Below are 21,779 nucleotides of genomic sequence, written 5' to 3'. Positions count from 1 at the left end.
CACGAACACCACATACGCCCCGTCCGCGCAGCACGCCCCGTACGCCCCGTACGCCCCGTACCGAATGACCACTGTCGAGCAGGGAGGTGCCCGTTGAGCGAGTCGATGGAGCGGAAGCTGGCCGAGGCGATGGCCGAACTGACCGCCGTACAGGAGGCCGTGGCGCGGGCCGAGAGCGAACTCAGCCAGGCCACGGCCACCGCGCGGTCCCGGGACCGCGTCGTGGAGGTCACGGTCGGTCCGCAGGGCGAGCTGACCGGTATGAGGTTCCTGGACGGCAAGTACCGCAGCATGCCCGGCCCGCAGCTGGCGTCCTCCATCCTGGAGGCCGTGCAGGACGGCCGGGCCCAGATGGCGCGCAGAGTGATGGACACCTTCGCGCCGCTGACGGAGCGGCAGGGCGCCGGCACGGGCATCTCGGGCATCGACGTCGACTGGGACCGGATGTTCGGCTCCGCGCTCGACCCGGAGGGCGGCAGCGGTTACGGGCGGCCTTCCCGGGACCGACTGCGCGACGAGATCCATGAGGACACGGACGACACCTTGCCGAGGGGACGGTAACCATGTCAGGCAGATACGAGGCGGACCCGGCGGGGCTGCGGCGGAGCGGCGTCGAGGTCGGCGAGCTGCCGACCCTCGCACGGAAGATCGGCGACGACTTCATTTCGGACCAGGCCAACTACCGTGGCCTGAACGGTTATTCGGACGAGTTCTACAGCCAGACCCAGCCCCGGTACGAGGCGAACAACGAGTCGTGCCTGGCGGCGATCAGAGCGCTCGGGGACGCCTTCACGGGGCTGGAGTCGGCGATCTTCGGCAACCACCGCAACATCGTGAACACCCAGCAGGACGCCAACGACCTGATCCACCAGCAGTCCTCGAAACTGGACGGCCAAGGGGGCGGGAAGCACTAAGTGGAGGAGATCAACTTTCCTCCGGACGTCCGGAAGATGCTCTTTGTCCTACTGGGAGAGCAGCCTCTCCAGGCCAGGGAGAATCAGCTGTGGGCAAGTCGTAACCTCTACACGGCCTTTCAGAGATCCCTGATCGGGCTCAGGGAATCCACCCGCGAGACCATCGTCAAGGCGCGGGACTCCCTGCCGCCCGAGGTCGCCGAGCCGTACGTCCAGGGCCTCACCATGCTGATCGGCGAGGGCTACGGCAACGACCCCGTACAGCGCCTCATCGATCAGCTCGACGATCTCGCCGACAACCAGATCGACCTCTCCCAGAAGGTCCAGGCGTCCAAATGGGAGATCATCGCCGAGATCATCATGCTGATCGCCGAACTGGCGATCATGGCGGCCCTGATGGCGTTCACGGGCGGCGCGTCCGTGTCGGAGATGTTCCTGGCCAGGGCCCGGAGCAGGTTCGCGATCCTGATGATCGTCGACCGGCTGCTGCGGATGACCCACCTGATGCCGAGCCTGTCGGAGGCGGTGGAGGAGGCCATCCAGACCCTCGCGGTCCGGCTGGCCCAGATCGGTCTGAACAGCGGCGGCCGCAAGCCCCACGGCATCGACTGGGCCGATGTCGGAAAGGCCGCCGCGTTCGGTGCGGTCACCGGCGCGTTCATGGGTGTGTTCGAGAAGTTCTTCAAGCCGTTCAAGAACATTTTCAAGAACCTCGCGGACGACGTCCTCACGAAGTTCAAGTTCAAGCCCGACACGCTGGTGTTCAAGGGCCTGAAGAACGGGCCCGGGGAAATAGTCGGCGCTTTCGTGATCGAGGGCACGAGTGAGGGGCTCGCCGAATACCTCATCAACGGCGCTTTCGAGGGCAACTGGGAATTCAAGTGGGAGACGTTCGTCGGCGCCGGCTCCAGTGGGGTCTTCGGCCTCGGCGCGGGCCTCGCGCTCGGGGGCGCGGGGCTGTACACGTACAACAAGTGGTTCGCCGACAGCAACGCCTTCAACGACCACATCAATGAACTTCCCGGCACCAAGGGCCCGTTGGGAAGCGGAGACGGTTCCGGTTCCACCAAGTCGCCGATTTCCATTTCCACCGGTCCTTCGGTTACGACGACGGTGACGACCAACGCGTCTCTCTTCACGCCGGGGCCGGTGACTCCGGCACCCCTGACGACGACGTCGACCGGGCCCTTCGGGGGAACCGACAGCATCGTCACACCGCCGCCGGCCCTTCCGCTCACCACGACGTCGGGTACGACCTCCACCTCACCGACCCCGACGCAGAGCACGCCGCTCAACACGATCCCCGACATCACCGGGGACCTGTCCACGTCGAATCCGCCTCTCACGAACCCGTTGCTCACGACGCCGGTGACGACCCCGTCGCTCAACCAGCCGTCTCTCAGCACGCCGACCGGGTCGCCGACCCCCAACTTCTCTCCACCGCGCACCTCCGACTCCTCGCCCGTGGTCGACTTCGAGGACACCCGCACGACGACGCCCGACCTCGACCTGGACGCCGTACTCAACCCCGACGGGGTGTCCACCACACCGGATGCGACGGACGACCTCCCGCAGTCCGCGGTGCCGAGGGCGACCGGTACGGGTGGTACGGGCGCTGTGGGCGGTGACGCGGACCTGGAGACCGTCCGTGACGGCGTACAGAGCGACGAGGACCTGGCCTCCGGCGCCGGGAACGTCGCTCCGCCCACCCCGGTGAGTACGTCGGCGGGCCCGCAGGGTGCGTCGAACGGCCCGGGTGCGACGCACGGTTCACAGGGACCGGCGCAGCAGCCGGGGCAGGCGGGTCACACGGGTCCCTCCGGTCAGTCGAACCGCCCGGAGCAGTCGGAGGGGGCCCTGGACCAGTCGGACGTCTCCGGCAGCGCCGACATCGTGGACGGCACGGACGGCACGGACGGCCGGCAGGAACTGGACGCCGCCTCCCCCGGCGCCAACTCCCCCACACCGTCGCCGGACAGGCCGGGAACGGTACCTCCGGGGCTTCGTACGTCCTCCGACACCCCGGGACAGATCGACGCGGAACTCGTCGAAACGTCGGCCGGGGAAGCCGAGCCGGTCGGTGACGGCCCGATCGCCGTGCACGAGGTGCCGCCGGCCGCGCAACCCGGCGCCACGGGGCGGCCGACCACCCCCCGCACCGCTCCGACGGAGACCCCGCTCACCGCCACGGACGCCGATCCCACCGGCGCTCCCGACGCCCTGGACCAGGACGGCCGGCCCGTTTCGGCGCCGCAGCCACGGGCCACGGTCGCCGCGGCCCCGTCCGCGCCGACCGACCCCGTCCGCATCGGAACGGACGGCACCGGCCCCGCCGCACCGGCCGCCCCCGCCCGCATCCCCACGGGCGGCGACAGCCGGCCGGATCCCACGCTCGGCCTCGACGACAGCGACCGGGACAGCGGCTACGGATCGGCCGACGACCTCGACGACAGCGACAGCGTCCTCGGGGATCCGACCGATACCGACCGGCCCCTGACCGACCCCGCACTGCCCGCTCCCCCCGCCGCCGTCGCCACCGCGTCGGCGACGCCTCGCGGCCCCACCAGCACGACCGCTCCCACCGGCACCGACGGGTCCACGGACGCCGAGGTGGCGGTGGCCTCGGCCACGTCGCCCATACGCCCGGAGCAGTGGCGTGGGCGACAGCAGGGGGCGCCCTCGGCCCCGCTGCGGACCGAGCGCTACGACCCGGCCGCCGACCCGCTGGCTCCGGGGCCGGGCCGGGGGAAGGGGACCCTGGGCGGGCGCGACACCGTCATCCGCGTGTCGATCGAGCGCGTCCAGGCCGACGACGGCCGCTGGGTGCGCAACCTGACGCTGAACCTGCCGGTCAGCTTCGGTGAAGGCTTCTCGGCCGACCAACTGGACGACTACCAGGGCTCGTTGAGGGAGCTGCTCGACACGTTCGTGAACGGGGGCCCTGACCCGCTGCCGAAGTCCGGGGACCAGCTCAACCTGGACCTGAACTTCGTCCACGCCCCCGACCACCCCGAGGCCATCAAGCTCAGCAGGGTGGACCGGCCCACCGATTTCGACCAGTTCGACTTCCAGCTGTACACCGAGGACCCGTCCCTGGGGCCCGAGGAGAACGACCATCGCCGGCAGCTCAACGCCTCACGGGCGCTGCACGAACTGCTGCACTACGCGGGTCTCGCCGACCGGTCCCTGGATGCCGGGTTCCTCTTCCGCCGTACCAGGAACGCCGCTGTCGACAGCTCCGGGATCATGGCCGACCCCGACACGCTGCCGGAGCCCGGCCTGCCCGCGCACTACCTTCGCAGCATCGAGGACGTCACCGACTCCGGACCGGCGATCACCGACCATCCGCTCACCGCCCCGGCGGTGGTCACGGCCCCGAAGGACCCCGCCGGCCTGTTGGCGCCCACTCATCTGCGACCGGCTCATCCGCCCTCGCAGGCCAACATCACCCTCAGCACGGCGTCCGCGACCGCCGAGGAGGTCGAGGAACTCTGGGACTCGGCTGTCGAGAACCAGGACGGCGGCGCCGAGGGGATCCTCACCCTCACGGTCGACGGCGCCGGCGTGACCGCGGGCGATCTGATGCCCCTCATCCTGGAGCGGATCGGCGCCACCGGCCGGGCGGGCGAGATCACCGTGCCCAAGCCCAAGGCCAAGCTCAATGCCGGGGCGAAGCACAAGGTGCTGCTGTCCTACAAGACCGACGGCCGGCCCGGCACCCTGAGCCGGGAGATACGCATCGAGTCGGCGCAGGCGGTGGCCACGGCGTCCTCCTCGGCCGGACCAGCCACGACGAGCGGACCTGTGTTCGAGCCCGGGATCACTCCGGCGGCCAACCAGCGGAAGCTGGAGGTGGGCCGCAGGATCGGCACGGCCCTCAACGCTCTCATCAAGGGCGGCGGGCGGATGGGCGACGTCACGAGGCCCGCCGTACTCACCGGGGGCGCCCGGGCAACCGTCGGCTTCGGCAGTCCGCGCCCCCTCGACAGGCTGGAGTTCCGGCTCGCCACCGAGGACGTCCAGCAGTACGCGGATGTCGTCAACCAGGCCCTGGCCGAGCACCTCCCGGCCCCCACCGGCTCCCTGCCGAACGTACTGCGGCCGGACACCGGCAACCCCGGCACGCTCAGCGGCACGATCGACGGCGTCGAGGTCACCATCGGCCCCGACGGCGGCCTCCACGACGCCCCGGCCGAGGCCGGGGGCCATACGGTCCCGTCGGTGCTGGACTCCGCGGTCGACACCGCGTTCGCGTTGGCCGTCGGCGCGGACCAGCGGCAGCGGGCTTCGGCGCTGTTCGACCTGTTGTGGATGCTGGGCGCAAACCCCGGCCTGGACGCCGCGCTCGCCGAGACGCTGGTGAAGCGGCGCGGCAAGCAGTACGCCGGCCGGCCCCCGGCGGGCGGAAAGGCCGAGCTGACCGCTCAGTTCAGCCAGGTGCTGGGCGCGCTGGTGGGGACCAAGGCCGCCCGTGCCGCCCTGTCGGCGCAGTGGAAGGCGTTCGGCGCCACACCGCAGGACGTGGAGCGGCTGCGCGGTGCCCTCACGGACCTCGCCGACGTCTTCCGGGCCGGGTCGGGTCCGCACCGGGCTCTGATCCTCACGGCCGGCAACTTCAGCGGTGACATGTTCGGCGTCGCCACCGCCCTCACGCTCAACCCGAAGCTCCATCTGGGCGTGCTGACGGGTCCGCGTCACCCCGACCAGCTGGGCCCCTTCGTCCGCCGGACCCTCACGGCCCCGGTGCACGCCGAGTACGCCCGCGCGGTGGCGGAACTCGAAGCGGACACCGCGCTGTCGCCGACGGAACGCGCGGACAGGCTGGCGGAGCTCACCGCCCGGCGGGACGCGGACGTACGTGCGCAGGAGGAGCGCGTCCACGTCCTCCACACCGACGAACCGCACACCCTATACACGCAGACCGCCAACGGCTACGAGGCGGCCCCCTACGACCAGATGGTCCCGCCGGTGCCTCCCGGGCTGCGCAGTGTCCGGCTCCAGAAGACGACGGCGTTCGCCACGAGCGAGGTGGCGAACCTGTGGGGCGGCCGGAACCGTGAACGGGCCGTCATGCGGACGGCCTGGGGCCTGGACTCCCCCCGAACCGACCGGGTGCGGAGTTTCCTCGCGGCCCGTGGTGTCCCGCAGCGCGGCCCCTACGTCGTCCTGTGGTCGCGGCTGGGCAGCCGTCAGGAGGGCGAGGCCCATCCGCAGCACGACACCGGCACACAGGGAATGCGGCAGATCATCAAGAGTCTGCCGCCCGGCACGAAGGTGATCATCGCGGGGGACGTCGCCAACAACGGCGCCCTGGAGCGGGTCGCCGCCGACCACGCCAACGTGTACGACCTGACGGGTTTCTGGAACGACGACGACTGGCGGCAGGCCTTCCCGGACGGGACGCGCGAGGACCAGCTCCAGGTCTTCGACCACCTCAAGGACCTCGCCGACGGCGACCTCAAGCACCTGGGGTTCCGCAGCGGCAACCTGGAGTCCTTCGCGCTCGTCGGGCACGAGGTCCGCTATCTGGAGGAGACCGGCAACCGGCAGGCCAAGCGCATGCAGACCTGGCACGCTCCGGCCATCGGCTACCAGCGGATCACCCTGAACAGGGTGCCGACCCTCGCCGGCCAGTGGGTGGTCGCCAACGCCGAGGTGACGGGGAACGAGTCGGCGGTGCCCTGGTGGGGCGACGCCGACGCCAAGATCCGTACCCAGCGCAAGTCCGAAGCGCTGGCCCAGTACGGAATCGAGAACAGCCGCGAGTGGCGCGGGTTCACTGAGCTGGACCTCCGGACCATCACCTCGTACCTCGACTTCTCCGCGAAGGGCGCGCCGACCCTGCTGGCGTCGCCGCCCGCCGCAGGGAACACGTCCGCCTCCGGGGATGCGTCCACGCCCGCGCCCGCGAAGAAGATGACGCCCGATGTGGCGGCCTCGTTCTACCGCGAGTACGCGGACTACCTCTTCTCCGATCAGGGTGCCCGCGACTTCGACAGCGTGTACTACGCGTTCCTCGACGAACAGGTCGTCCTGGACCAGGATCTGGCCCGTCACCAGAAGCTGCTGCCGCAGATGACGAAGTTCCACGACGAGTTGCTGGCCATCGAGAAGGAGCAGGCGGCACGCCCGACGGTCATTCCGCACACCGGTCAGGAACCCATGCGGTTGTACCGGAAGATGGCGGTCTCCGAGTCCGCCGTCTTCCTCAACGCGAGGGACGCGAAAGCGGGCGTCGCGGACGCGATGCTGCACAACCGCAGTGACGAATACCGGAAGTTCTTCACCACGTCCCTGTCCCACACCAGTGTCTTCGAGAACGCCAACGCGGCCTCGGACTCCGAGACCGTCGTCGAGTTCACGCTGCCGTGGGACGGATACTGGAACTTCGTCGGGAATCACGGCACCCCCAACCAGCAGGACGGCGCGTACCGGGTCCGGGATTCGGCACTGGTCCACCAGGAACAACTGCGCTCCGGCGCGGCGGCGAATTTCAGGACCCAGGACGACGTGAACGCCGTCATGGCCGACCTGACGCACCACAACGTCGGTATCGGCCACGGCAACAGGAAGCAGTTCGCCGCGCTGATCACCGGTATGCGGGAGGTGACGGCGGACGAGGTGGCGCAGGCGGCGCAGGACGCCCGGGAGACCGCGCGGCTGGAACGCGTACAGCTCGCCCGCGAACTGGTCCAGCAGAAACTGGACCTGGCACGGCAGCGGGCCGGGGTGCACGGCGAACCGTTCGTCGACTATCTGGCGACGCTGGACGATGTCGCATCTGCCGCACCCGACGACTGGTCGGACCTGGTGGACTTGGATGTCGCTCCGGATTCGGTGACGGCGGTGGAGGCGGTTCGGCCGCCGAACGCGGACGCGCTGGTGACGGGTCTGCTCACCCTGCCCGCGACGGAGTTGCCCCGGACCCTGGAACTGCTGCCCCCGCAACACCGGCGGTGGCTGGCCACCCACGAATCGTTCGTGGACGGCGTCCGCACGTCCCTGTCGGCACCGGAGTTCGCGCAGGTGGCGGCCCGGCTGCTGGTGGTGGTGCCGGGTCAGGCGCTGCGGCCGGTGTCGGCACGGCACGAGACGTACGCGCAGACCGCGCGGATGTTGCAGGACAAGGAGACCACGGCACAGCTGCTGGCGTCGGGGGCGGCGGTGGTGGTCCTGCCGCAGGACGTCCCGCTGACCCGGCTGAGCTCGTTCGCCCGCCTGCACGGGCGCGTGGACGCGGCGTCGGGACGCGCCTTCCGCGAGCTGCGCGGCGCGACGGGCGGGCTGACCGCGGCGGTGCCGGAGGAGAACCTGCTGGGCGAGAAAACCCCGGTGGGGCCCGCCCCGCACCAGCCGGAGGGCTACTCGACCGCCACCCACGAGATCGCGCACCTGCTGCACCTGGCCGCGCTGACAGACGCCGACCGTGACCTCATCAAGCGGGTGTACGACGCGAAGAAGGATCAGGAGGCCCGCTGGAACAAGGCGGTGGAGGAGGGCAGGGAACCGGGCCCGGCGGTGCGCTGGCCGGACGGCGACAACCGGGACGCGCAAGGCCGCAAGGCCGACAACTACTCCTCCACGAACGAGTACGAGTTCTTCGCCCAGCTCACCAACGCGTACCTGGGGACCAACCACGGCACGGACACGACCACGGGCCGCCCGCGCAACAACGGCGACGCCTGGGTGACGGCCCATGAACCGGCCCTGGTGCCGCTGATGCGGCGGCTGTACGGAGCCGATCCCCAGGCCGTCCACAGCACGCCGGCCAACCCGGTGACCGCCACGGGCGCCGACAACGCCGTCTACGAGAACTTCCGCGACTTCATGGCCGGCATCGAGGGAGTCGACGAAGACGACGCGTCCACTGCTGACGACGCGAGCTCCCTGGCGTCCGATGCGGACGCGGATTCGCTGGCCGGGGTCCACGGGGCGCCGTCGGGCCCGGCGACACGGATCACCGCCGACGCGATGGAGGACTACTTCCGCGCGTACACGGAATTCTTCGAGACGGACGCCGCCGCCGCGGACTTCAACAGCGGCTACTACGTCTTCGCCGACAGCCAGAACGTCCTGACCGGCCGGCTCGCCACCCACCGTTCACTGACCGGCCGCATGCGCACCTTCCACGACGAACTGGTCAGGATCCGCGACCAACAGGCCGAACAGCCCACGGTGATCCCGCACACGGGCAGCGAGCCCGCGAAGCTGTACCGGAAGATGTCGGCGGACGAGGCCGCGCAGATCCTGAACGCGAGGGACGCGAAGGCCGGTATCGGCGCGGCGATGGAGTACAACCGCAGTGACGAGTACCGGAAGTTCTTCACCACCTCCCTGTCCCACACCAGCGTGTTCAGCAACGCCAACTCGGCCTCGGACAGCGAGGTCGTAGTCGAGTTCACGCTCCCGTGGAACAGCTACTGGGCCTTCGCCGGGCGCTACGGCACCCCGAACCAGCAGACCGGCGCCTACCAGATCCGCGAATCGGCGCTCATCCACCAGGAGCGGCTGCGCACCGGTCCGGGAGCCAACTTCAGGACGCCGCAGGACGTCAACGCGGTCGTCACCGACCGCACCCACCACAACATCGGTATCGGCCACGGCAACGCGAAGGACTTCGCCTCACTCCTGACCGCCGGACGGCTGGTACCCGACGCCGAGGTGGCACAGGCCGCGGCGGACGCGGCGGAGGCCGCCGTAGAGGCGCGTCGGCCAGCCGTCGACGCGCTGATCCAGGCGACGGTGGCCCCTCTGCGGCAGCGCGAGGCCGAGGCCGCGGAGGCCATGGTGCACTCCGCGCCCCCCACCGGCCAGGCGACGGGCATCTGGACCGGACCGCCCTCCGCCTTCGTGCGGACCTACGGTTCGCAGCACGACGGCAACGTGGGCCTGGTCCATGTCGAGCCGCTGCCCCCGGGTGTGGTCGCCGGACTGCACGACCAGGTCCTGGCCGCGCTGGTCATTCCCCGGCCCGTGGCCGACGACCACCCGGTGCTCGTCCAGTTGCGGGACCGGCTCAGCGCGGAGGAACTGGCGCGGGAGCTGCCGTACCTGCGCAGCAGCGGTGGGCTGAGTGTCACCGTGGTCCACGAGGGCCGGGAGCGCACCGTCGACGTGCGGCTGGCGCTGCGCGATCCGGTCCGCTCGGAGCGCTACGGCGCGAACAGCGTCACGGACCCCGAAGGCCGCGTGGAGCGGCGCGCCCAGGGCACGCAGGAGTCGTCTGACTCGGTCGCGTCGGGGACGGTCCGTACGGTTCCCGTGCCCTGGTCCGGGTCCTTCCCGATCGGGAAGGCCGGCCCGGTGCGGGCGATCGACGGCGCGCTGTCGCTGTCTCTGACGCACAACCAGTTCTCCTCGTCGACCACCGTCACCAACGTGGTGCAGACGATGACCGCGCAGCGCAGCAACGAGCTGTCGCAGCCTTTCGAGTTCGGCGGGGAGTGGCAGGTGCGGTTGGACTCCGCGCCGCTCGCACCGCCGGTGGACTGGAGCCCGCCGCAGTCGCACGGACCGGTCACCGTCTGGTTCCCGGAGCATCTCGCGGTCGACCACGCGGGGGAGCTGGCGGAGCCCGCCGATCTCGACGACCTGCCGGTGTGGGGTGTGGACACGGTCCGGGAGCCGGGTCGGCTGCTGGCGGAGGTGCGGCAGAACTTCCGCACCGAGCTGGCGGGACTGTCCGATTCCTCGGTCCGGGAGCTGGAGACGTTCCTGTCCGAGCCGGTCCTGCGGGGCACCCTGCCCTTGCAGCGCGGCCGGGGTCTGTTCTCGCCGGTCCTGCTGGACGGCGACGGCAACACGATCGGGATGCTGAAGCTCACCACCGTCGTGGAGCCGGTGGCGGCGACCCACCGTTCGCTCGACGGGAAGATCAACCTGGAGGCGCATGTCACCCAGACGGTGAAGGTGGACAGCTCGGCGAAGCTGACCAGTGGCGTCGCCCTCGACGGCAGCGTGGGCCCCTCGTTCACCGGGGACCACGCCCAGGGACACGCCGGGGCCTCGTCGGTGGTCTCCGGCAGTTTCGTCGGCAAGGCCGGCGTGAAACTGCAGACGAACTCCGCGCTCGCCTCGGGCGGCTCCGCCAGCATGAGCCACTCCATGCGCAGCAACCGCAGCCACCTCCTGGGTCCGGTCAGGGTGTCCCACCGGGTCACCCTGATCCGGCCGCGCGGCGGCAGTACGTCCCATGACTTCGGGCCCTGGGACGCGGGCATGCACCTGCGGATCCTCAGCAAGGCCGACGCGCTGGGCCAGGAGCACGCCCCCGGCGAGGGTTCGCGGGAGCTGCCCGACGACCTGGAGAACCTGCGGGGCCTCGGCATGTCCGCCGCTCCGCTGGCCGTGACGGGCACCGGACCGCTCTTCGAACGGGCCGAGGTGTGGCTGCGCGAACGGGGCTTCCTTCCGCCGACCGAGCCGACGGCCGGGAAGATGTTCGACGAGGAGACCGCCAAGGCCCAGCTGATGAACCTGCGCCGGTTCGAACAGGCCCGGTCCGAGGTGGGGCTGCGCGCGTCGGCCGACGCCATGCTGGACGGCGGCCAGGCCATGTGGTTCGACCGGCCGACGCGGTCCGGTGGCACGCGCCGCGTCCAACTGCGGCTGTCCGCCTTCCGGGACACCGACCCCGCCGCCGGGACCCGGCACCGCCGGACGCTGCCCGATGTGCAGACCATGGGCATCTCCTCGTTCAGCGTCGGCGGCACCGAGTCGAGCGGCTACTCCTACGGCTGGCAGGCCGGTTTCGGCGGCGGCGTGGCGGGACCGGTCGGGGGCGACCGGCCGTGGTCGCTCGGCGGCAGCGGGGACTACACCCACGCGCAGGCGACCGCCCACACCTCCACGGTCGGCGCCGGCATCAACCAGGATCAGTTCTTCATCGGCAGCGGACAGGCCGCCGAGGTCTTCGACGTTCCGGCACGGATCGCGCTCGACCTGTACGAGGGGCCGGGCGCGGAGCCCGCCGTACGCTTCGCCGACCCCGGACGTCACTCCGACGACGCCGTGCCCGCCGCCGCTCCCGCCGACATCGAGCGCCCCGCCGAGCTCGAGCGCCCCGCCGCCCGTACCGTCAGCGGGAGCATCGCTCTCCTCGTCCCGCACCACCGCACGGTCGAGCCGGGGCAGCCGCGCGAGACGCCGGCCGGCCACACCGTCCGCCTCGCGGATGCCGACGACCACGCGCGGCTGGCCATGACCGGCCCGGACGGCAACCCCCTGCCCGGTCTCGTCCGGCTGCCAGACGACGCGGTCATGGACGGTGTACGCGGCTCGGCCGCACTGCTCGACGCGTTCGGACAGGCCGTCACCAACACCTATCCCGGGCACCCCGAACGGGGCCTGCTCGACCAGGTGTGGGACACCGTCGCCGCCTACGTGCCCGACAAAGTGGCCTCGGCCACCGCGCCCGCCAGGAAGTGGGCGTCCGAGGCGCTGGCCGGCGCGGACGTCCTGGACCAGAGCTCATCGGCCACCGAGACGCTGCGGACCGCGCTCAGCCCCGCCGCCCTCGTCGCGCGCGCCCACCAGATCTTCAAGGGCGGCTACGTCATCGAGGGCCTGACCCTGCCCGGCCTCGGCGCCGACCACGAGTTCTCGGTGGAGATCCAGGGCTTCCTGCACGACCCGGAGCACCTCCAGAGCGCCAAGCAGTACCTGGAGACGGACGTCGGCGCCACGGACACCGCCACCCAGCAGATCACCACGAGCCGCAGCAACGGGGGCGCCGTCGCCGCCATGGCCCAGCAGCGGCCCGCGAAGGTCCCCGCCGGCGCGCCCAAGCCCGGCCCCTCCGCCAGGTTCAACCCCTCCGGCCGCTACGGGTTCACCCACCGTACGGACGACACCCACACCCTCGGTTCGAGTACCGGCGTGACCCGGACCCCGACCGAGAGCGGCACCCAGCACCGGGTCCGCAGCGGCGCGACCATCCTCCTGACGATCCGCCACGGACGCCGCAACGTGATCGGCAACGCCCTCGGTATCGCCAGTGCCGAGCCGGTCACCGTGGCCGTGGAGCTGCCGGACGCCGCGCAGTTCCTGCTCACCGACTCCCAACTCGCGCGCGACGCGGCCTGGTTGACCGGCGTGAAGGGTCTGACCGCGCCCGCGCGTCCCGAGGCGACGCTGCCCCTGCCGGACCGGTTCGCCCGCACCGGGGAACTCGGCCTGGCCGGTGTCCTGTCCGTCAAGCAGCTCGGTGGCGGCCCCGACGGCCGGGCCGAGTGGCGCGACCGGCTGCGTTCCGAACTCACCGAGCTCGTCGAACGCGAGGCGCCCGGCTCCACCACGCCCGGCCGCGCCTCCTACCTGCCCGGCGTCCGGGCCAGGATCGCCGACATCACCATGCCGACCTCGTTGCGCGCCCTGCCCGGCCGGGGACCGCACGGCGTGCAGCGCTTCCACTTCCGGCAGGTCGTCAAGGGCGGCGCCCGGCTCGTCGAGGTCACCCTCCAGGCCAGGCCCGTGCAGAACACCGCCGGACTGCGGACGGTCCGCGGCAGGCCCGCGGGCGCGGGCACCGGCCAGGAGCAGGTGCACATCCACGCCCCGGCGAACACCTCGAGTGCGGTGTCCGAGACCCGCCAGCACTCCGGCACCGTCAACCCCACCGCCCGTTACCCGCGTCCCGCCGACGACGCCCGTACCGACCGCACCGGCCCGGCCCTGGCGGTCGCCAGTACCCGTACGGACAGCAGCAAGGTCTCCGCCTCGGCGGAGGACCGTTTCTGGATGCGGACCGACAACGCGGCCGACTTCGACGTGGAGTACGAGTACGTGGCCTCGGTCCGCTCCGAACTCGTCACCGACTGGCCGCTGGACGTCCCCGGCGGCCTCATCGAGGGCGGGCTGCTGGCCTGGTATGCCTCCGACGGGGCCACCGGCCTCGCCGACTGGCTGAGGCAGACCCTGCACGGCCGACCCGCCCGTACGGTGAGCGTGCCCGCCGAGGTCACCCTGCGCTTCACCGGCAGCGAGGCGGCCGACCCGGCGGAGTCCGCCACCCCGGTCGCGCCCGCCGTCTCCACCGTCCATCCGTCGGTGGCGCCCCCCGGCGGCGACGGGCGCCGGGTCACCGACGGGCAGCGGATCGTGCCCACCGGGCCGACCCCGGTGTTCCACTTCAACGGCTACCCCGAGCTGGCCCAGGCCCTGCGGACGGTCGCGCCCCGGCTGGCGTCCGAGTGGCAGTCGTCGGACGCCTCCAGCTCCGCCGAGGCCACCGCCGTACGCATCGGCGAACTCATCCAGGCCGGCGAGATCAGCCTCGACGCGCCCCGCGCGACCGCCGGCCTGACCGGCACCCTGCCCGGCGCCTACCCCCTGGAATCCGATCCCTCGACCCCGCCGAGCCTGGGGATCACCCTGCACAACCCCCGGCGGATCACCGACGCCGGAGATGTCACACTCGACCGGCTGCGCCTGCCGACCACGTCAGCCTCGACCTCGCTGGCGACCGGCACCACGCCCGCCGCCGTCCTCCAGGCCGCCTACGACGCGGGCGGCGACGGCCGCAACCTCGTCGGCCTGGGGGTGGCGTTGCTGGCCCAGCAGCCCATCACCCAGGGGCAGGGCTCGGCGGGCGCCGCGACCCGCCGGGAGTGGTTCAAGACCGGCGGCAGCGCACAGCCCGCCGACGGGCGCGGTGTCCGCAGCTACGAGACCATGACCGACGTCGTGATCACGGTGGACGGCCCCGAAGGCACCCGCTATGTCACCGGCAGCACCGAACTGCGCCTGCCCGAACGGGACGTGCTCGGCTACGGCATCACCGAGGCCCGTACCGATCCGCAGGTCTACGACCTGCGGTCGATGCTCGCCGGCCAGTCCGCCGCCGATCTGCGGGACTGGACCACCCACCCGCTGACCGACCTGCCCGGGGCCCTGGCCGCCGGGCTCGACCCGAAGGATCCGGCCGCGCAGATCTGGCTCGCGCCGGGCCCCGACCCCGACGGTTCCCTCCTGGGCCGCGCCCTCTACGCGGCCTCCCGGACCGCCGCCCTCGCGGACCGGCCCGTGGAGCTGGTGCTGCGTACGGACGACGGCCTGCGGCACTGGCGGTTCGACTCCACCGGCGGCCTGGTCAGCACCGACGCGGACACCACCGACGCCTGGACGGACCTCGCCGCCCGGATCACCGCGCACGCCGACGCCGCCCGCGCCCAGGCCGACGCGCGGCAACGGGAGAGCGGCCTGCGCGGCCCGCAGGCCGAGAGCCGGGGCGCCCTCGACACCGCCCAGGGCGACCTCGACACCGCCACCGACGAGCACACCGACGCCGGGGCCGCCCTCGGTGTCGCCGAGACCGGACTCACCGACGCACAGGCCGAACTGGCCTCCGGCCGGGCGCGCCGGGACCACTGGGAGAGCGAGGCACGGAAGCTGTCCGCCGCGCTCCTCGCCCTGCCCGACAGGATCGCGGAGGTCCGGCAGCGGGAGTCGGCCGCCTCCGGCGAGGTACGCAACGCCGACGCCTTCCTCGAGCACATCGCCCGTCAGCCGGCCGGCACCGTACCCGAGGCGCGGGCCGCCGAAGCGCGGGAGCGCGCCCGGAAGGCCGGTGACCGGCTCACCCTCGTCCAGCGGGAACTGGCGGGCCTGCGCGCCGACCAGGTGCGCGTACAGAGCGAGCTCACGGCCGCCCAGGACAACGCCCGGACAGCGGCCGACCGGCTGCCCGGCCTCGAACAGGCGCTGGCGGACGCGACGTCGGAGGTGTCCGGGGCACAGAACCGCCTGGACATGGCCGCCCAGACCCTGACCACGGCCACCGAGGACCGCGATGCCGCGCGCGACCGGCTGCGCTCCCTCAACCGGGACATCGTCGTCGCGCTCCAGGATCAGGCCGACGGGGCCACCGTCCAGACCGACGCCGAGCACCGCCTGCCGGGCCTCGCCGACACGCTCGGCGCGGTACGCCGGGCCACGGGTGAGGGCCTGGTGAGCGTCCCCCTCTCCTCCCTGGCCTCCACCCCGGCCCGCCGCCCCGGCCCGTTGCCGACACCCCGGCCCGGCGCACTGGACCCGGCGCCCTCGGGGACGACCCCGGCACCGCCGACGGCGCCCGTACAGCCGCCTGCTCCTCCGGCGGCGCCCGTGAAACCGCCCGCTCAGCCGACCCCGCCCGGGAAACCCCCCGCTCAGCCGACGGCGACCGTGGCACCTCCCACGCAGCCGACCGCTCCCCCACTCGGGAAGTCGCCCCCACTCGGGAAGTCGCCCGCGTCCGTGGGGGCGCCCGTCTCGTCCTCGTCGGCGGCCGGGCCCTCGTCGAAGGCGCCGGGCAGTGGACCGGCGTCCGGGCGGACCGACGCCGACGGCAGCCTGCTGCCCCCGGCCGGGGGCCGGCCCATCCGTACCGTGGCCAACGGCGAATGCCTGCTCCTCGCGTTCCTCGCCAGCGCTCCGCAGCACGTCCGCACCAGCCTGCCCGGCCTGGCCGCAAACCACCCCGGGTCCTTGCGGTGGCTGGCGGACACCGGCCGGGTGCGCGGCGATCTCCGGCGCCGGGCGGAGACGTACTCCCACAGCGGCACCCTGCCTCGGCACGCCCAGGCGGACCCCGTGGTCGCGGCCATGCGGACGTTCGTCGCGGACTATCTGGCCGGCGCGGCCGGCAGCGGACAGCTGCCGCACGGGGTCATCGGTCAGCTCCGGCTGTCGACCACGCGGGAGTTCCACACCGCGCTACGCCGGATGGGCGCGGCCCGGTTGGTCGCGCTCGCCCGATGGCACGGCATCGACGATCCCGGCGGGCTGGACAGCCTCTCGGACGACGAACTGCGCGAGCGGCTGGAGTTCGCCTACGCGACCAGCCAGGCGCCGCTCACCACCGACGAACTGTCCGGCCTGCTGAACGCCGTACAGAACTGGGCGCAGAACTGGGAGTCGGCGTACGGGGAGGTCTTCCCGGCGCTCATCGCCCACGCCTTCGGGGTCCGGCTCGACGTGGCGCGCACCCTCGCGCCGGGGCGGCACGGCGTGGTAAGCACCCTCGGACCGCAGGACGGCTCCGCCGTCACGAACGTGGAGATCTACTACAACGGCGTCAACCACTACGACGGCAGCGACGCGTCGACCGACGGTACGGGACCGCATGGCGCGCCCCCCGGACCCGTGTCCGGGCAGGCGGAGCCGGCGAGGTCCCTGGGTGCGCCGAATGAGCCGGCATCCGACGACTGGTCGGATCTGATGGCCCTGAGCGTGGCTCTGGACCCGGATTCGGTGTCCGTGGTGGAAGCGGTCCGGCCGCCGGGGTCGGAGGCGCTGGTGGCGGGTCTACTGGCGATGCCCGCGGAAGAGCTGACCCGGACGCTGGAGTTGCTGAGTCCGGCGTCCCGGCGCTGGCTGGCCACGCATGCCCCCTTCGTGGAAGCCGTGCGTAAGTTGCCGGTGTCGGAGTTCGCCCGGGTGGCGGCGCGGTTGCTGGTGGTGGTGCCGGGTGAGGTGCTGCGGCCGGTGTCGGCGCGCCACGAGACGTACGCGCAGACGGCACGGATGCTGCGGGACCCGGAGGCCACCGCACGGCTGCTGGAGTCGGGGGCGGTGGTGGTCGTACTGCCGCAGGACGTGCCGTTGACGCGGGTGAGTTCGTTCGCGCATCTGCACAGTCGGGTGGACTCGGAGTCCGGACGCGGTTTCGACGAGCTGCGCGGGGCGATGAGCGGGCTGACGGCGGCGGTGCCGGAGGAGAACCTGCTGGGTGAGACGACCACCGTGGGACCCTCCCCGCACCAGGCGGAGGGCTACTCGACAGCCACCCACGAGATCGCGCACTTGCTGCACCTGGCCGCGCTGACGAACTCCGACCGCGACCTCATCAAGCGGGTCTACACCGCGAAGAGGGAGCAGGAGAGCAAGTGGCGCAAAGCCGTGGAGGAGGGCAGGGAGCCGGGGCCGCCCGTGCTGTGGCCGGACGGTGTGAGTCAGCTCCGGCAGGGGCGTGCGGTCGACAACTACTCCGCGACCAACGAGTACGAGTTCTTCGCCCAGCTCACCAACGCGTACCTGGGGACCAACCACGGCACGGACACGAACACGGGCCTTCCGCGTAACAACGGCGACGCCTGGGTGACGGCCCATGAACCGCTCCTGGCTGCGCTGTTGGAGCGGCTGTACGGGTCCGATCCCCAGGCCGTGCACACCGCACCGGCCAACCCGGTGGCCGCCACGGGCGCCGACAACAGGGTCTACGAGAACTTCCGCGACTTCATGGCCGGCATCGAGGGAGTCGACGAAGAGGACGCGTCCGCCGCTGACGACGCGAGCTCTCTGGCGTCCGATGCGGACGCGGATTCGGTGCACGGGGTGCACGGGGCGCCGTCGGGTCCGGCGAGGCGGATCACCGCCGATGTGATGGAGGACTACTTCCGCGCGTACACGAACTTCTTCGAGTCGGACGACGCCGCCGCGGACTTCAACAGCGGCTACTACGTGTTCGCGGACGGCCAGACCGTACTGACCGGCAAACTCGCGATGCACGACTCGCTCGTCGGGCGCATGCGCGTCTTCCACGACGAGCTGGTGCGGATCCGGGACGAGCAGGCGGCCCGGCCGACGGTGATCCCGCGTACCGGCAGTGAACCGGCGAAGCTGTACCGGAAGATGTCGGCGGACGAGGCCGCGCGGATCCTGGGCGCCAGGACCCCCGCAGCCGGTATCGACGCGGCGATGGAGTACAACCGCAGCAACGAGTACCGGAAGTTCTTCACCACCTCCCTGTCCCACACCAGCGTGTTCAGCAACGCCAACTCGGCGTCGGACAGCGAGGTCGTGGTCGAGTTCACGCTCCCGTGGAACAGCTACTGGGCGTTCGCCGGGCGCTACGGCACCCCGAACCAGCAGACCGGCGCCTACCAGGTCCGTAATTCGGCGCTCATCCACCAGGAGCGGCTGCGCACCGGCGCGGGAGCGAACTTCAGGACCGCACAGGACGTCAACACGGTTCTGACCGACCGCACCCATCACAACATCGGTATCGGCCACGGCAACGCCAGGGACTTCGCCGCGCTGGTGACAGCCGGACGGCTGGTGCCCGACGCCGAGGTGGAGCAGGCGGCGGCGGACGCGGCGGAGACCGCCGTGCAGGCCCGTCGGCCGGCCATCGACACGCTGATCCAGCAGCAGGTGGCCCCGCTGCGGCAGCGCGAGGCCGAGGCCGCAGCGACCGTCCTGCATCCCGCGCCCCTCACCGCCACGGCGGACGTGCGGGCGGCACCGCCTCCGGGGCGGCGTTCCCCGGCCACGTTCGACGACGGGCGCACCATGCCGAAGTACGTCGACGACCTCGGGGATCCGCTCCCGGAGAGTCTGACCGACGCTCAGCGCGCGGAACTTCTCGCCACGGTGCCCGTACCATCGGCCGGCTCTTCTACGACGCCCACGCCGCCGGCCGGCTCCTCCGTGCCCCCCGTCGGCTCCTCCGTGCCGCCTGCCGCCTCCGCCCAGGACGTGCCGGACGCCCGTGGTTTCCGGCGTACCGGGACCCACGCCGCCGTACTCGACGGCACCGCGTTCACCCTGCACGCGGCGCCTGCGGACGACGCCGGCACCCTGTTGGCCGCGCTGCGCCACTCGGCGCCCGCCGGGCTCGCGGACGCGGAGATCGACTCGGCGGACGCGCTGCGGAAGCGGCTGGTCCGTGGTGTCGGCGACGGCGAGGTGTCCGCCGTACTGGTGCCGTCGCCGCCCGGGGACCGAAGCCTTTCCATGCCACGGCTGGCGGAACTCGGTGTGCCGCTCGACAACTCCCAGCGCACCCAGGCGATCCTGCTCGGCGGTGACCTGCCCCTCACCGATCTGACGCCGGCTCAGCGCCTCCACGTGCTGCTCGGCGACCCCGCCTACGCGGACGCGGAGGCGCGGATGTCCGCGCTCCTGGCGATGGCCGTTCACCTGTTCGGTGTAAGGGTGGCCGTGGTGGATTCGGCGGGAGAGGTGACGTACCTCGGCGATCCCGCCAACTCCCCCGAGCCCAGCGGGAGCGCACCACCCGTTCTCCTCGTCCTTGACAGTGACGGCTTCCTCGTCGGGCGTCCGGACGAGCCACCGAACAGCGACGGCACCTGACCTCGTGACCAGACCCCAGAACACCCGTACACGTAAACAGAGAAGAGTTCGCACCGTGCCCTCTCAGCACGAACCGCCCACCGTCACGCGGGGGCATGCCGCGACGGCCCCGGTCGACGGGAGCCGGGCGTGAGTCGCTGGGGCGGCGCCCTCGGCCGGCGCCGTGGTGGCCGGCCGGCGGCGGACACGGGACGGGTGGCACCCCCCGTCGAGGTGCCCGGCGAGTCGGCCGATCGGGTCCTGCTCGAGGACCACGACGGCCTGTTCCTCCTGCGCCCGGCCTCGGACGAGACCCTGGACCCCGCCGATGTCGCCGACCTGGCCCGCACGCTGCACCCGGGGAGCGGCACCGTCACGATCGTCGCCACCGCGGCGGGGGCGCTGTGGCCGCGGCTGAGCGAGTTGCTCGACACCCTGCACGCGGAGGGCACCCGGTCCGTACGCCTGGTCATGTCCGGTGCCGGGGACGACCGCCCGGAGCGGCCCGCCCTGGCCCGTCGTATCGCGGACGCCTGGGAACTGGTGGTCGAGGCTCCCGACGGGCACGTCCTGGTGGTGCCGGGCGGCTCGGTGTTCGTACCTCCCGGTGACGGCGGCTGGTGGCGGTTCGCGCCCGGGGAGCCGCCGGAGCTGCTCGGTCCGCGCACCCCGGCCCCCGACTGGCAGACGGGGGTCCATCGGGCGCCCGCGCGGATGGCGGACGGCTGTGTGGTGGACCAGATTCCGGCGGGCCTGCTGATCCGGCCGGCCGAGGCGACCGCGTCCAGACCCGGGGACGTGTTCCACGCGATACCGGTCGACCACAAGCGTCCCGCCGTGGTCGTCGGTGTGCCGTGGGGCGAGGACGTCGCGGCGTCCGAGGTCGCCGAACTCCTCATCACCCTGCCGGCCGAGGTACGGTCCCGGGTCCGGCTCGCCCCGGGCGGGCGGCGCGATGTGCTGCGGCTCGGGCAGTCGGTGGCGTGGATGCTGAAGGCCGAGGTCGAGGTGACCACGGGGCTGCCGCTGTTCGCCGCCGGGCGCCCACTGGGGTCGTACGGTGTCCGGTCCGTGCTGGTCGGCGCGGACGGGGCGCCGGTGTGGATGCCGTTCGTGGACGCCGTGGTGTGCCCGCCCGCCGGGGACGCCGACAATCCTCCGCCGCCCGGTCTGCTGCACTGGGCTCCGCCGCTGGAGGAGATAGGCGGCGCCGAGGACGGCGTGGTCCCGCTCTCCGACCGGTGGCAGGCGGCGGCGACCAGGGCGGGGCTGTGGGTGGGCTCCCGTGACGGTGCCCCGCCGCCGAACAGTGTGCATCCGGTGAGCGGCGACGGCCCGGTCATCGAGATCGGCCGTCCCGGCGAGCGCCTCGACTCCTCGCTGTGGCCGGTCCTGTCCCGCCTCCTCGAAACGCTCACCCCGGCCCTGCGCGAACGCGCCGCCCTGCACGTGCACGCCACTCCGCTCGACGGCGGCCGAGCACTGCGTACCCTGGCCGCCGACCAGGGCGTACGTGTCATCCGCTTCGCCAAGCCCCAGGCCCCGCGTCCGGCACCGCAAGCCGCAACGCCCGCACCCCCGGAGCCAACTCCGGCCCGTCCCACCCCGGTCCCCCGCCCGGCGACGACCGGTGGGCCACTGCCCGCCGCCCGCCCGGCCACGAATCAGGGCACCCCCGTCGCGACCGCGGCGGCGGACACGGGCAGCGCGCCAAACCGGTGGGCCCCGGGTGCGGGGGGTGGGTACGGTGGTATGCCCTGCGGCGGAGGGCTCGGACCACCTCCGCCGTATGGGTCCGGCAGTTGGCCGCCT

3 protein-coding genes and 1 pseudogene are annotated in these 21,779 nt (G+C 72.3%); all 4 read left to right on the top strand.

Annotated elements, in window-relative coordinates; translation table 11 throughout:
* The first annotated feature begins 93 nt into the window (after nucleotides 1–93).
* Complete coding sequence (locus tag ADL01_RS40045) at nucleotides 94–561, top strand: YbaB/EbfC family nucleoid-associated protein (RefSeq protein ID WP_234354966.1); 468 nt, start codon at nucleotides 94–96, stop codon at nucleotides 559–561.
* A 2-nt stretch (nucleotides 562–563) separates the two neighbouring features.
* Nucleotides 564–914, top strand: coding sequence for a hypothetical protein (locus ADL01_RS40040; RefSeq protein ID WP_053747020.1), 351 nt, complete (start codon nucleotides 564–566; stop codon nucleotides 912–914).
* Between the two features lie 36 nt (nucleotides 915–950).
* Nucleotides 951–19,988, top strand: a complete 19,038-nt coding sequence (locus tag ADL01_RS40035) for a hypothetical protein (protein WP_159049762.1) — start codon at nucleotides 951–953, stop codon at nucleotides 19,986–19,988.
* A gap of 129 nt (nucleotides 19,989–20,117) precedes the next feature.
* Nucleotides 20,118–21,779 (top strand): annotated as a pseudogene (locus ADL01_RS40030) (hypothetical protein); the annotation flags it as partial.

Origin of the sequence: Streptomyces sp. NRRL WC-3618, from assembly GCF_001280005.1 — a bacterium.
GTDB lineage: Bacteria > Actinomycetota > Actinomycetes > Streptomycetales > Streptomycetaceae > Streptomyces.
The sequence above is the reverse complement of the archived record's forward strand: the minus strand, read 5'-3'. Positions and strand labels throughout refer to the sequence as shown.

Excerpts from the sequence above, each read along its gene's own strand:
- ADL01_RS40035 (WP_159049762.1), top strand. The coding sequence starts at position 951 with ATGCTCTTTGTCCTACTGGGAGAGCAGCCTCTCCAGGCCAGGGAGAAT.
- ADL01_RS40040 (WP_053747020.1), top strand. The coding sequence starts at position 564 with ATGTCAGGCAGATACGAGGCGGACCCGGCGGGGCTGCGGCGGAGCGGC.